This window comes from Pseudonocardia zijingensis, from assembly GCF_042657305.1.
Taxonomy (GTDB): domain Bacteria; phylum Actinomycetota; class Actinomycetes; order Mycobacteriales; family Pseudonocardiaceae; genus Pseudonocardia; species Pseudonocardia zijingensis.
The window spans coordinates 1-12,693 of sequence record NZ_JBHSKO010000028.1; the positions used below are offsets into that span (position 1 = coordinate 1).

The 12,693-nt window shown below is 75.8% G+C and carries 11 protein-coding genes; 4 read left to right on the top strand and 7 right to left on the bottom strand.

Translation table 11 applies throughout. The features are described 5' to 3' along the window. From nudC to ACFPL3_RS35410, 4 genes are all read right to left on the bottom strand, one after another. Positions 1–964, bottom strand: a 964-nt coding sequence (gene nudC, locus ACFPL3_RS35395; protein WP_379590333.1) for an NAD(+) diphosphatase, incomplete at its 3' end; no start/stop codon positions are given. Continuing rightward, on the bottom strand, positions 961–2,331 hold the full coding sequence (locus ACFPL3_RS35400) for a M16 family metallopeptidase (RefSeq protein ID WP_343946957.1): 1,371 nt from the start codon (positions 2,329–2,331) through the stop codon (positions 961–963). The genes ACFPL3_RS35400 and nudC, both read right to left, overlap by 4 nt. Further along, positions 2,328–3,608, bottom strand: a complete 1,281-nt coding sequence (locus ACFPL3_RS35405) for a M16 family metallopeptidase (protein WP_343946956.1) — start codon at positions 3,606–3,608, stop codon at positions 2,328–2,330. Before ACFPL3_RS35405 ends, ACFPL3_RS35400 begins: the two co-directional genes overlap by 4 nt. Before the next feature lie 53 nt (positions 3,609–3,661). Then, the gene (locus ACFPL3_RS35410; protein ID WP_379590336.1) at positions 3,662–4,924 is read right to left on the bottom strand and encodes an aldehyde dehydrogenase family protein; all 1,263 of its coding nucleotides are present in this window, start codon (positions 4,922–4,924) and stop codon (positions 3,662–3,664) included. Positions 4,925–5,084: 160 nt separating this feature from the next. Here ACFPL3_RS35410 and ACFPL3_RS35415 point away from each other — a divergent pair, with 160 nt between their 5' ends. Then, positions 5,085–6,473, top strand: coding sequence for an MFS transporter (locus ACFPL3_RS35415; RefSeq protein WP_379590338.1), 1,389 nt, complete (start codon positions 5,085–5,087; stop codon positions 6,471–6,473). Here the strand turns inward: ACFPL3_RS35415 and ACFPL3_RS35420 are convergent. The 3 genes from ACFPL3_RS35420 to ACFPL3_RS35430 all read right to left on the bottom strand — a co-directional run bounded on the left by ACFPL3_RS35420 (position 6,434) and on the right by ACFPL3_RS35430 (position 8,920). After that, positions 6,434–7,144 carry a class F sortase gene (locus tag ACFPL3_RS35420; protein ID WP_379590340.1) on the bottom strand — a complete coding sequence of 237 codons (711 nt, stop codon included), beginning with the start codon at positions 7,142–7,144 and terminating at the stop codon, positions 6,434–6,436. The genes ACFPL3_RS35415 and ACFPL3_RS35420 overlap by 40 nt on opposite strands. A gap of 71 nt (positions 7,145–7,215) precedes the next feature. Next, complete coding sequence (locus ACFPL3_RS35425) at positions 7,216–7,953, bottom strand: DUF4142 domain-containing protein (RefSeq protein WP_343941246.1); 738 nt, start codon at positions 7,951–7,953, stop codon at positions 7,216–7,218. 112 nt (positions 7,954–8,065) lie between these two features. Continuing rightward, entirely contained in the window at positions 8,066–8,920 is an 855-nt protein-coding gene (locus ACFPL3_RS35430) for an exodeoxyribonuclease III (RefSeq protein ID WP_425564177.1), read from the bottom strand. 59 nt (positions 8,921–8,979) lie between these two features. Here ACFPL3_RS35430 and xylA point away from each other — a divergent pair, with 59 nt between their 5' ends. Genes xylA through ACFPL3_RS35445 form a run of 3 tightly spaced genes read left to right on the top strand, consistent with a single transcriptional unit; the run spans position 8,980 to position 12,690 of the window. Then, positions 8,980–10,164 (top strand): xylose isomerase, encoded by a 1,185-nt coding sequence (xylA, locus tag ACFPL3_RS35435; protein WP_343941248.1) that lies wholly within the window; start codon positions 8,980–8,982, stop codon positions 10,162–10,164. After that, on the top strand, positions 10,161–11,561 hold the full coding sequence (gene xylB, locus ACFPL3_RS35440; protein ID WP_343941249.1) for a xylulokinase: 1,401 nt from the start codon (positions 10,161–10,163) through the stop codon (positions 11,559–11,561). Before xylA ends, xylB begins: the two co-directional genes overlap by 4 nt. 10 nt (positions 11,562–11,571) lie before the next feature. Next, on the top strand, positions 11,572–12,690 hold the full coding sequence (locus ACFPL3_RS35445) for an ROK family transcriptional regulator (protein WP_379590343.1): 1,119 nt from the start codon (positions 11,572–11,574) through the stop codon (positions 12,688–12,690). Positions 12,691–12,693: the final 3 nt, after the last annotated feature.

The following is a 12,693-nucleotide window of genomic DNA, read 5'->3' on the forward strand; positions in this document are numbered from 1 at the left end:
CGAGGGCGGCCCAGCTCTCCAGCATCGAGCGCGCGATGCTCACCTTGCCCGGGAGGAGCAGCTGCCGCCCGGCCTTCGGCCTCGCTCCCCAGTCGCCTTCGTCGAGCGCGGCGCGCAGGTCGGCGCGGGTGACCCACATGGCCTCGGCGATCTCGCCGTCGGCCGGGACCAGGGGGTCGTCGGGGTCGGCGACCGCGGAGAAGCCGACCATGAGGGAGCGCGGGAACGGCCAGGCCTGGCTGCCCAGGTAGGACACGTCCCGGACCCGGACGCCGACCTCCTCGTGGATCTCCCGCAGCACGCAGGCCTCGAGGGACTCGCCCGCCTCGACGAACCCGGCGAGCACGGAGTAGCGCCCCTCCGGCCACACCGGCTGGCGGGCGAGGAGCACCCGGTCCGCGCCGTCGTGCACGAGGCAGATGACGGCCGGGTCGGTGCGGGGGTACTCCTCGTGGCCCTCCTGCTCGCAGACGCGGTGCCAGCCCGCGTTGCGGGGGTGCATCGGCGAGCCGTCGCGCGTGCAGAACCGGGCGGCCGCGTGCCAGTTCAGGACGGCCACGGCGCCGGTGAGCAGGCCGGCGCCCAGCGCGTCGAGGGCGGCGCCGACGGTGCGCAGGTCGGCCCAGTCGGTGGGGTCCTCCCCCGCGACGAGGTCGACGTCGCCGCGCACCGCCCAGTAGGCGATGCCCTCGTGCTCGCCGAGCAGCACGGCGTCCTCGGGCGGCTCGTCGCCCGAGGTCGGCCGGGTGAGCAGCCGGGCGCCGGAGCCGGCGATCCGGTCCCAGCGGTCGCGCGGCCGGGGGACGTCGCCCCAGTCGACGGGCGTGCGCCCGCCCTCGTCGAGCACGACGAGCCGGGCCTTGGGCCAGCCGGCGAGCTGGCGCTCGCGGTCGGTGCGGATGGGTTCGTCCCGCATCACCACGGAACGGGACAGGACGGGCGGGGCGAGCAGCGGAAAGGTCACGGGCCCGTGACCCCGCCCAGCGCCCGCACGCCGGCGCCGATGACGTCGGCGTCGCCCACGACGACCCCGGTGAACGCCGACGGCGCGAAGAACTCCAGCGCCGCCTCCGCCACCTGCTCCACCGTGACCGACTCGAGCCGGCCCGGGTGGGCGCGCAGCCAGTCGATCCCGAGGCCGTCGGCGGCCAGCGCCGACAGGGTGGACGCGAGGCCGCCCTGGTTGTCCAGCGAGATCAGCAGCGACCCGACCGCGTAGGCGCGGGCCGCGTCGACCTCCTCGGCCGTGGGCGGGACCGCCGTGAGCCGGCCGAGCTCGTAGCGGGTCTCGAGCAGGGCGGCGGCGGTGACGTCGCTGGCCACGTCGGTCTCGACGCCGAGGACGGCGCCGCCGGGCACGAACTCGATGCCGGAGTGGGCGCCGTAGGTGTAGCCCTTGTCCTCGCGGACGTTCTCCATCCACCGCGAGGAGAAGTAGCCGCCGAACACGAGGTTGGCCAGCTGCAGCGCGGCATAGCGCGGGTCGTCGCGGCGCAGGGCGGGCGCGGAGAGCCGCAGCTGCGACTGCACGGAACCGGCGCGGTGGACCAGCTGCAGCTCCGACGGCGTGATCGCGGGCGGCGGGGACAGCTCGCGGGCCGGGGCGCTCGCCGTCCAACCGGCGACGGCCTTCTCCACCTGCGCGAGCGCGGCGGCCGGGTCGATGTCGCCGACCAGCACCATGATCGACCCACCGGGCACGAGCGCGGCGGCGTGCAGCTCGCGCACCTGCTCCGCGGTGACGGCGGCGACCTCCTCCCCCGTGGGCATCTCGCGGGTGATCGGGTGGTCGCCGAACCGCTTGCGCTGCAGCGCCTCGCGGGCGATCGTGCGCGGCTGGGCCCGGGCCACCGTGATCCGCTCGACGAGCCGGTCGCGCTCGCGCGCCACCTCCGCGTCGGGGTGGGTGGCCGACGTGAGCACGTCGGTGAGCACGCCGAGCAGGTCGGGCAGGCCGTCGGCGAGGCCGGACGCGCCGAACTGCAGCCGCTCCGGGTCGACGTTCACGCCGATGTCGGCGCCCACCGCGGCCAGCTCGTCGTCGATGCCGACCCGGTCGCGGGTGGCCGTGCCGGTGAGCAGGGTGGACGCGAGCAGCTCGGCGACGGCCGGGTGCTCGGGCTCGTCGCCGGCGAACGGCACCCGCAGCCGCAGCTCCACCATCGGCACGCCCGGCCTGCGCGCGGCGAGAACGCGCAGCCCATTGGGCAGCACCCGCTCCTCGACGTCGGGCAGCGGCACGGCGCGGGTGCGCCCGAGCGGCGGGAGCGGGCGCGGGCCCGGCCCGGTGCGGCCGATCTCCTCCGCGCTGCGGTGGGACGTGACAGTCACTCTGCCTCCTTCGGCTCCACCAGCAGCACACCGCGCCCGCCGGAGCGCAGCGCGGCCGCGGCGGCGCGCACCTGCTCGGGGGTGACGGCGGCGAGCCGGTCGGGCAGCTCCGCACTGATCTCGGCGCGGCCGTACAGCAGCTCGCGCGCACCCAGCCCGAGCATCCGGTACATCACGCGGTCGTTCTCCTGGTGCAGGCCGGCCGACCAGCGCGCCACCTGCCGGGACAGCTCGTCCTCGCTCGGGCCCTCCGCAGCGAGCTTGTCCAGCTCCTCGTCGACGGCGGCGAGCACGCGGTCGGGGTCGACCGCCGCCGGGTGCACGGCGGTGATCGTGAACGTGTCGGGGTCGCGGGCGTCGAGCGGGCCCATCAGCCCTGCGCCTGCGGAGATGTCGGTGACCAGCCCGTCGGTGTGCACGAGGCGCCGCTGCAGCCGCGCCGCCTCCCCGTCGCCGAGCACCGAGCCGAGCAGCGCGTGGCCGAGGTAGCCGTCGAGGTCGGTGCCCGGGTCGGGCAGCCGGTAGCCCAGGGCGATGGCGGGCAGCGGGGCGTGCGCGTCGACCACCGACTGGCGTCGCTCCCCCGTGGGCAGCGGCTCCCCGAACGAGGGACGCTGCGGCGCGGGCCGGGCCGGGATGTCCCCGAAGTGCTTCTCGACCAGGCGCAGCGTCTCGTCGACGTCGAGGTAGCCCGCCACGGTGACCTGCGCGTTGGCCGGTGCGTAGTAGGTGTCGAAGAACGCCGCGGCGTCGTCGAGCGACGCCTGCTCCAGCTCCGAGAAGTCGCCGTAGCCGTTGTGGGCGTTGGGGAAGGTGTCGTAGAGCACCGGCGGCAGCAGGATCCAGGGGAACCCGCCGTAGGGCCGGTTGAGGACGTTGAGCCGGATCTCCTCCTTGACCACGTCCACCTGGTTGCGCAGGTTCTCCTGCGTGAGCTTGGGCGCGCGGAGGCGATCGGCCTCCAGGAACAGCGCACGCTCCAGCGCCGCGGCCGGCAGCACCTGGAAGTAGTCGGTGTAGTCCTGGTGGGTGGAGCCGTTGAAGATCCCCCCGGAGCCCTGGACGTGCCGGAAGTGGGCGAGCTTCTCCAGGCTCTCGCTGCCCTGGAACATGAGGTGCTCGAAGAGGTGGGCGAAGCCCGTGCGCCCCTCCGGTTCCGAGCGGAAGCCGACGTCGACGTGCACCGCGACGCCGACGACGGGGGTGACGGGGTCCGGCACGACGAGGACCCGCAGCCCGTTGGGCAGCGTCGTCCGATGCAGTTCTGGCGCAGGCACGCTGCCGAATGTATCCCGCGGCACCGGCGGCGCGCTGGGAGCCGGGTGCGACCTCAGGCCGGCGGCAGCACCACGAACTGGCGCAACGACAGGTCGACGTAGGTGACCGGGCCCCGCGGTCCCGGCGTGTGGTCGACGTTGATGCCGGTCTCGGGCAGGCCGAGCAGCTTGTAGCCGTCCAGCAGGCGGGTGGTGGTGTTCCAGAACACCCCGGTGCCCGGGTAGGCGTCGATGAACGCCTCGGCGGTGGCGCGGTCGGTGGCGCAGACCGTGGCCGCCAGACCGGACGTCTCGCGCGCCGCCGTGGCCGCCGCGTCGAGCGCGCCGTCCACCGGGGCCACCGTGACGTGGGCCTCCGCGCCGGAGTCGAGGGCCCACTCGTGCCCGAGCGGGTGGGGGTGCGGCGGCAGGCTCGGCGTGATCCCCCGCTCCCGCAGCGCCGCCTCCGCCACCGGCCACAGCCGGTCGTAGGCCGGGCGGTCGATCAGCAGCAGGTTGAGCCGGTTGCAGACGCCGAGCCGGTCGGTGCTCTCGGTGACCAGCCGCGTGACGTCGGCCGGGTCGGCGCTCGCGTCCAGGTAGAGCACGCCGCCGCCGTCGGCGTGGGCGAGGACGCGGGTGCCCGCGGTGGCGCCGAGCGCCGACAGCTTGCGGGTGACGTCGCCGCTGCCGCGCACCACCACCAGCGGGACGAGGTCGGGAAGGCCGACCAGCGCCTCGGCCCCGGCGTGGCCCGGCGTGGGCACGAGCTGCACGGCGGTCGCGGGCACCCCGTGGCGTTCCAGCGCGGGAGCGATCACGAGCTCGACGAGCGCGCGGGCCGAGCCCAGCGCGGCCGAGCCGGTGCGCAGCACGGCGGCGCTGCGCGCCTTCAGCACCTGCGACGCGACGTCCACCGTGACGTTCGGGCGCGCCTCGAACACCGCGCCGATCACGCCGACCGGCACCCGCCGCTCGAACACCCGCTCCCCGGTCGGCAGCGTGCGCACCTCGCGCTGCGCGGGCGGTTCCGGGGTGTCGGCGAGCACCTCGAGCTGCGTGGCCATGTCGGCCAGCCGCTCCGGGGTGAGCCGCAGCCGGTCGAGCAGGCCCGGCGCCATCCCGGCCGCTTCGGCGGCGGCCACGTCGGCGGCGTTGGCGTCCAGCAGCTCGGCCTCCCGCTCCCGCAACAGCGCGGCGGCGGTGCGCAGCGCCGCGTCGACGGCGGCGCCGCCCGCGGCCCGCACTCCCGGCGCGGCGGCCGCCGCACGCTGCGCGGCCTCCCGCACGGCGGCGGCTTCGGGGCTCTCGGTGACGGCGGTGGTGCTGGTGCTCACGGGGAAAGGTTGCCACGCCGCGCGGGGCCGGCGCCCGGAGGTTCAGGAAAGCCACATTCAGGGCCGCTCCGGCCCGGAATGTGGCTTTCCTGAACCACGGGGGCGCCCGGCCACCGAACCGAGTTGACCTGCACCCCGGTTCAAGTTGCACGATCGTCTCGTGACCGCAGCCCCACCCCCCACCGCCGTCCGCGACGAGCTGTTCGGACCGAGCCGGCGTGCCACGACGATCGGCATCGTGCTCCTGATCAGCCTCATCGCGTTCGAGGCGATGGGGGTGAACACGGCGATGCCCGCGTTGGTGGCCGACCTCGGCGGCGTGGCGCTCTACGCGTGGCCGTTCGTGACGTTCATGGCCGCGTCGGTGTTCGCCACGGTGCTCGGTGGCCGCTGGTGCGACCGGGCGGGCCCGCGGGTGCCGCTGCTGGTCTCGCCGCTGCTCTTCGGCGCGGGCCTGCTCCTCGCGGGCACCGCGACGAGCATGGCGCAGCTGCTCGCCGGCCGGGTGCTCCAGGGCGCCGGGGCGGGCATGACGAGCGTGGCGATCTTCGTGCTGATCGCCGCGGTGTACCCGGAGCGGGCGCGGCCGGCCGTGTTCGGCCTGATGTCCTCGGCGTGGGTGCTCCCGGCGCTGCTCGGGCCGCCGGTGTCGGGGCTGGTCACCGAGGCCCTGTCCTGGCACTGGGTGTTCCTGGGGCTGGTGCCGCTCGTGCTGTTCGCCGCGGCGCTCGTGGTGCCCGCCGTGCGCACGCTGGCGGCTCCGGAGCGCCCGGCGGGCGGCGGCCGGCGTGGGCTGGTGGCCGCGGCGCTCGCCGCGTCGGCGGGGGTGGCCGCGTTGAGCTGGGCATCGCAGCACGTGTCGGCGCTCGGCGGCGTGGTGGCCGCGGTGTCGGTGGCGGTGCTCGTGCCTGCGCTCGTGCGCCTCTTCCCGCGGGGTGTGTTCCGGCTCCGGCGCGGCATCCCCACGGTGGTGGCGTGCCGCGGGCTGCTCGCGGGCGTGTTCTTCACGATCAACTCGTACCTGCCGCTGATGCTCGAGGCCACGCACGGCTGGTCGCTCGCCGCCGCCGGGATCCCGCTGATCGTCGGTGCTCTGGCCTGGTCGGGGGCGTCGGCCTGGCAGGGCCGCCACCCCGACCTGCCCCGCCAGCGGCTGCTGCGCGTGGGGTTCTGCGCGGTCACGATCGGGGCCGCCGGGATGCTGCTGGTGGCCCCGGCGTGGGGCGTGCCGTGGCTGGCCCTGCCGTTCTGGGCGATCGCGGGCCTCGGGATGGGGCTGGGGTTCTCGTCGGTGTCGTTCCTGCTGCTGCAGCAGTCCGAGTCCCACGAGACCGGCTTCCACACATCGGCGGCCCAGATCGCCGACCAGCTCGGCACCGCCGCCCTGATCGGTGCGGGTGGCGCGGCGCTCGCCCTGCTCGGCACGCCTGCGGCGGCGCTGCCGGTGCTGATCGCCGTGCTGGTGGCGCTCGGGGTGGTCGGGGTGCTCGGCGCGCCGCGCACGGCCGGTCAGGTCGGCTCGGCGAACACCACGACGTTGTCGGCGTAGTGCCTGGTGCGGCGGTCGAACGCACCACCGCACGTGATCAGCACCAGCCGCGGTGGCCCGCCCGGGGCGAACACCTCCGGCGGCAGCTCCGCCTTCGCGTACTGGCGGCGGGCGCTCACGCGGTAGCCGACGGACCGGCCGTCGGCCCCGGTCAGGACGACCTCCTCACCCTCCCCGACGTGGCGCAGCACGGCCAGCGCGCCCAGCCCGCCCGTGGCCGAGTCGACGTGCCCGGCGAGCACCGTGGTGCCCGCCGCGCCACCGGGCAGCGCGCTCGGCGACCACCACCCCACCGTGGAGGGCGGCTCGGGCACGACGAGCGCGCCCTCGGGACCGGTCGTCACGGCGACGACGGGGGCGCGCACGTCGCGTGCGGGCAGCACGAGCTCGACGGGCACGGTGCCCGCCCGGACCGGCTCCGGCACCGGTGCCTCGCCCGCGAGCAGCCGCGCGAGCTCCCCGTCGACGACCGGCGCGGGGTGCAGCGCCAGCGGATCCGGCGGCGGCCCCGGCCGGACCGGCGCCGGCGCATCGAGCGGCGCCACCACCGCGCCCGGCCCGGGAGCGAGCATCGTGAGCCCGGCCAGCACGCACACCGCGCCCGCCGCCACGAGCGCGCGCGAGACGCGCCCGGGTGCGGCGCGCCGGGCCGCGACCGGGTCGCGCGCCACGTCGCGGTGCTTTTCCGGTGCCGCGCCGCGGTGCTCGGCGAGCCCGGCGACCGTGGAGGTCCCGCCGGGCCTCAGGCCGCCCGGCGCCGCCACCACAGCGCGCCGGCGAGCAGCAGGGCCCCGAACCCGACCAGGCCGATCGCCGCGGACGTCACGTCACCCGCGGCCTGCCCGCCGCTGCCCGCGTCGACGGCCGTGGGCGCCGAGGCACCCGTCGAGCTCGAGGCGTCCTGGAGGCCCTCGGCGAGGGCGTCGAGCTTGTTCAGCGCCTCCTGCGCGGCGGCCTTGGCCTCGGGTGAGGCGTTCTCGTCGGCGAGCACGGCGTTCGCCGCGTCCCGGGCCTGCTCCTGGAACTGGCCCGCGGTGCGCAGCCAGGCTTGGTCGAACTGGTCGCCGCTGCGGGCGCGCAGGTCGGCGAGGGTGGCCTGCTGCTCGGGCGTGGGCTCGGCGGGCACCGCTCCGCCCGCACTCTCCTGCAGCTTGTCGACCAGCGCCTGCCCGTTGGTGGCGTACTGGGCGCCGAGATCGCGGACGTTCCCGGCGGCGCCCTGGGCCTCACCGAGGCCGCCGAGCGCGGCCATCGCCGCCCCGGCCGACCCGGCGGCGCCGAGCACGCCCACACCACCGGCACCGCCCGCGCCATCGCCTGCGCTCGCGTCACCGGGTGCCCCGGTCCCGTCCGGAGCGGCCGGGGCAGGCTCCTGGGCCTGATCGGAGGAACACGCGCCGACGGCGCCGAAGACCACGCCGAGGACGGCGACCACGGCGACCGCGTTCATGACGACCTGCCGGACAGTACGGGTGCGCACGGTTCCTCCTTCATCGGCGGATCCGGACACCCTTGCGCCATCCGCGGCGGGCCGCAGGCACAACCACACAAAACCGCCTGAACGGGTGGGAGTCAGGCTCGTTCGGACGGTTCTAGCTGCGGTGCGGCAGCTTCGCGGGCGTCGACGGGGGCGGCACGACGGGACCGGCGTCGCCGTCGGGCGCGGTGTCGAGGTCGACGATCACGGGCGCGTGGTCGCTCGGCCCGCTCCCCTTGCGGGCCTTGCGGTCCACCCACGCGGCCTGCACGCGCCCGGCCGGGTCGTCCCCGGCGAGGACGAGGTCGATGCGCATGCCGAGGTCCTTGTGGAACCGGCCGGCCCGGTAGTCCCAGTAGGTGAAGACCCGCTCGGTGGGCCAGCGGTCGCGCACGACGTCGTGCAGGCCGAGGCCCTTGATCTCGGTGAGGGCCTTGCGTTCGGCCGGCGTGACGTGCGTGGAGTTCACGAACAGCGCCGGGTCCCACAGGTCGTCGTCGGTGGGAGCGATGTTCACGTCCCCGGCCACGACGGCCGTGACCGGGTCGGTGATCGACTCCCGCAGCGCGGCGAGCCACTCAAGCTTGTAGAGGTAGTGCGGGTCGTCGGGGGTGCGCCCGTTCGGCACGTACACCGAGGTGATCCGCAGCCCGCCGCACGTCGCGGTGATGGCACGCGCCTCGGCGGGCGAGTCGGGGGTGGGGTAGCGCGGCTCACCGGGCAGCCCCCGCACCACGTCGTCGAGGCCGACGCGCGACAGGAGGGCGACCCCGTTCCAGCGGCCCTCGCCGAAGTGGGCGACGGCGTAGCCCCGTTCGGCCAGCGGCGCGTCGAGCGCCTCGGCGAACGCCTCGTCGGACAGCTTGGTCTCCTGCAGGCACACGACGTCCGGCGCGCGCTCGTCCAGCCACGGGAGCAGCCGGGGCAGGCGGGTGAGGGCGGAGTTCACGTTCCACGTAGCCAGACGCACGTGCGGCACGCTACCGTTGCCCGGAGTTTGTACGATGGCCGAACAAAGGGGTTTCTCCCATGCCTCAGCCCACCCGCGAGGACCGCTTCAGCTTCGGGCTCTGGACGGTCGGCTGGCCCGCCAACGACCCGTTCGGCACGGCCACCCGGCCCGCCCTCGACCCGGTCGAATCCGTGCACCGGCTCTCCGAGCTCGGCGCGTGGGGCGTCACGTTCCACGACGACGACCTCATCCCGTTCGGCACCGACGCGGCCGAGCGCGACCGGATCATCGCGCGGTTCAAGGCGGCGCTGGACGAGACCGGCATGGTCGTGCCGATGATGACCACGAACCTGTTCACCCAGCCCGTGTTCAAGGACGGGGCGTTCACCAGCAACGACCGGGGCGTGCGCCGGTTCGCGCTACGCAAGGTCATCCGCAACCTGGACCTCGCCGCCGAGCTGGGCGCCAAGACCTACGTCTTCTGGGGCGGCCGCGAGGGTGCCGAGGTCGACTCCGCCAAGGACATCGCCGCCGCGCTCGACCGCTACCGCGAGGGCATCGACCTGCTCGCCGCCTACGTCAAGGAGCAGGGCTACGGCATCCGCTTCGCGATCGAGCCGAAGCCGAACGAGCCCCGCGGCGACATCCTGCTGCCCACCGCGGGCCACGCGCTCGCGTTCATCGCCGAGCTCGAGCACGGCGACATCGTGGGCATCAACCCCGAGGTCGGCCACGAGCAGATGGCCGGGCTCAACTACACCGCGGGCATCGCGCAGGCCCTGTGGGCGGGCAAGCTCTTCCACATCGACCTGAACGGCCAGCGCGGCATCAAGTACGACCAGGACCTGATCTTCGGTCACGGCGACCTGCTCAACGCGTTCTCCACGGTCGACCTGTTGGAGAACGGCGCACCCGGCGGCGGCCCGCGCTACGACGGGCCGCGGCACTTCGACTACAAGCCGCTGCGCACCGAGGACGTCGACGGCGTCTGGGCGTCCGCGGCGGCCAACATGAGCACCTACCTGCTCCTCAAGGAGCGGGCCGCGGCGTTCCGCGCCGACCCCGAAGTGGCCGAGGCGATGGCCGTGTCCGGTGTGGCGGACCTGGCCAAGCCCACGCTGAACCCGGGCGAGACCGTGGCCGACCTCAAGGCCGACCGCTCCGCGTTCGAGGACTACGACGCCGTCAAGGCGGGTGAGCGCGGCTACGGCTTCGTGCGGCTGGCGCAGCTGGCCGTGGAACACCTGCTGGGCTCGCGATGACACTGGTGGCGGGGGTCGATTCGTCGACCCAGTCGTGCACCGTCGTCATCCGCGACGCCGAGACCGGCGCGCTCGTCCGGTCCGGCCGTGCCAAGCACCCGGACGGCACGGAGGTCGACCCCGCCGCGTGGTGGGACGCCCTGCAGGCCGCCGTCGCCGACGCGGGTGGGCTCGATGGCGTCGAGGCGATCGCCGTGGCCGGGCAGCAGCACGGGATGGTGTGCCTGGACGCGGCGGGCGAGGTGGTGCGGCCCGCGCTCCTGTGGAACGACACCCGCTCCGCCCAGGCCGCCTCCGACCTCGTGGCCGAGCTGGGTGCCACGGCCTGGGTCGAGGCCACCGGGCTGGTGCCGGTGGCCTCGTTCACCGCCACGAAACTGCGCTGGCTGGCCGAGCACGAGCCCGACCACGCCGCCGCCACCGCGGCGGTGTGCCTGCCGCACGACTGGCTCACCTGGAAGCTGCACGGCACGGGCGAGCTCGCCGACCTGGTCACCGACCGGTCGGATGCCAGCGGCACCGCCTACTACTCGGGCGTCACCGGGGAGTACCGGCTCGACCTGCTGGAGCGGGCCTTCGGGCGGTCGGACGTGCAGCTGCCCCGGGTGCTCGGCCCGGCGGAGGAGGCCGGGCGCACCCCGGACGGGGTGCTGCTCGGACCGGGCGCGGGCGACAACGCCTCGGCAGCGCTCGGCCTCGGCGCCGGCCCGGGCGACGTGGTGGTGTCGATCGGCACGTCCGGCGTCGTGTCCGCGGTGAGCCACACCCCCACGGCCGACGAGTCCGGCACCATCGCCGGCTTCTCGTCCGCCACGGGCGAGCACCTGCCGATCGTGGTCACCCTGAACGCCGCGCGGGTGCTCGACGCCACCGCGCGGATCCTCGGGGTCGACCACGACGGGCTCTCCCGGCTGGCGCTCTCCGCCCCGGCGGGCGCGGACGGGTTGGTGCTCGTGCCGTATCTGGAGGGCGAGCGCACGCCGAACCGGCCGGACTCCACCGGCGCGCTGCACGGGCTCACGCTCGCGAGCTCCACACCGGGGCACGTGGCGCGCGCCGCCGTCGAGGGCCTGCTCTGCGGGCTCGCCGACGCCCTCGACGCGCTGGTCGCGGCCGGGGTGCCGGTCGAGCGTGCGTTCCTGGTGGGCGGTGGCGCCCGGTCCGAGGCGCTCGCCCGGATCGCGCCCGCGGTGTTCGGGCGGCCCGTGCTGCGACCCACACCGGGCGAGTACGTGGCCGACGGCGCGGCCCGGCAGGCCGCGTGGGTGCTGTCCGGGGGCGAGTCCCCGCCGGTGTGGGAAGCCGCCGACACGGAGACGTTCGAGGCCGAACCCACACCCGCCGTCCGGGAGCGGTACGCCCAGGTCCGCGACCTGACGGCACCGCGCACCGGATGACGGGCACCGCGTGAGCGTTCCTGCGGGACAGCACACGGTCCGGCGGCACAACCTGGCACTCGTGCTGCGGGAGGTCGCCGGACCGGAGCCGCTGTCGCGGGCCGGGGTGGCGGCGCGCACCGGGCTCACGCGCGGCACCGTGTCCTCGCTGGTCGAGGAGCTGATCGCGGCCGGGCTCGTGGCGGAGCTCGCCGCCGAGCGCGGGGGCCCGGGACGCCCGGCCAGCCCGCTGCGGCTGGATCCGAGCGGGCCGGCCGGGCTCGGGCTCGAGGTCGGCGTCGAGGCCGTCGGCGCCTGCGTCGTCGACCTCAGCGGCGCAGTCCGCGCGCATCGCACGACCGCATCCGACCACCGTGACGACGCACCGGACGCCGCGCTCGCCCGCCTCGCCTCACTCGCGGTCGACGTCATGGCCGAGGCGGCGCTGCCGATCGCGGGCGCGACGGTGGCCATCCCCGGGGTCATCGGGCCGGACGGGGTGCTGGAACGCGCGCCGAACCTCCCGCGCTGGGTCGACGTCGACGTCGGCAGCGCACTGAGCGAGCGGCTGGGCGGACTCCCGGTCCGCGCGGGCAACGAGGCCGACCTCGCCGCGCTGGCCGAGCGGTGGGCCGGCGGGCCGGCCGACGCGATCGTCGTCTCCGGCGGGATCGGGGTCGGCGCGGGGATCCTGCTGGGCGGCGCGCTCTTCCCCGGCGCCGGTGGGCGGGCAGGCGAGATCGGCCACGTGGTGGTCGACCCGGACGGGCCGGCATGCCACTGCGGCGGCCGGGGTTGCCTCGAGACCGTCGCCGGGCTCGAGGCGCTCGCCGGGGGCGACGCGGACGCGGTCCGCGCCGCCGGGCGCGCGCTCGGCATCGCGCTCACCGGCGCGGTGCACCTGCTCGACGTGCCGGCCGTGGTGCTGGGCGGCGACTACCCGGGCTGCGGTCCCCCGCTGCTGGAGGCCGTGCGGGCCGAGCTCGCCGCCCGGGTGTTCTCCCGCGCCGGCGTCGACGTGCGGTTCTCCGCGCTCGGGCCCGACGCCGCGCTGCGCGGGGCCGCCACGGCGGTGGTGCAGGCCGTGCTGGCCGACCCGGGCCGGTTGATCGTCGGGAACGGTGTCAGAGCGACGGGTTCACCGTCCTGACAC